Origin of the sequence: Citrobacter sp. ANG330 (assembly GCF_047467925.1) — a bacterium.
Classification (GTDB): domain Bacteria; phylum Pseudomonadota; class Gammaproteobacteria; order Enterobacterales; family Enterobacteriaceae; genus Citrobacter_A; species Citrobacter_A amalonaticus_G.
Window position 1 is genome coordinate 1 of sequence record NZ_JASJUI010000038.1, and the last position, 384, is coordinate 384.

Annotated in this window: 2 tRNA genes; both read right to left on the reverse strand. The window is 50.3% G+C overall.

The features are described 5' to 3' along the window. Positions 1-102 precede the first annotated feature (102 nt). A tRNA-Ala gene (locus QNN88_RS22830) sits at positions 103-178 on the reverse strand. Positions 179-287: 109 nt separating this feature from the next. Further along, positions 288-364, reverse strand: a tRNA-Ile gene (locus tag QNN88_RS22835). Between the last annotated feature and the right edge of the window lie 20 nt (positions 365-384).

A 384-nucleotide genomic window follows, 5' to 3' on the forward strand; every position in this document is an offset into this window, starting at 1 on the left:
GTCGTTTCAATTTTCAGCTTGATCCAGATTTTTAAAGAGCAAAACTTCGCAGTGAACCCTTTCAGGTACACTCTGAAGTTTTCTTGATTACGTTCTACAGTATGGTGGAGCTATGCGGGATCGAACCGCAGACCTCCTGCGTGCAAAGCAGGCGCTCTCCCAGCTGAGCTATAGCCCCATACAGTGTAGTTAAAACCTCATCCCCAATTCGTTTCCGGGCGCGGCGTGGTGAAGCGAAGCATACTGAAGTATGTGAGCTTTGCCACAACAAAGCACGGGAGCGAATTTGGTAGGCCTGAGTGGACTTGAACCACCGACCTCACCCTTATCAGGGGTGCGCTCTAACCACCTGAGCTACAAGCCTGTAGAGGTTTTACTGCTCGT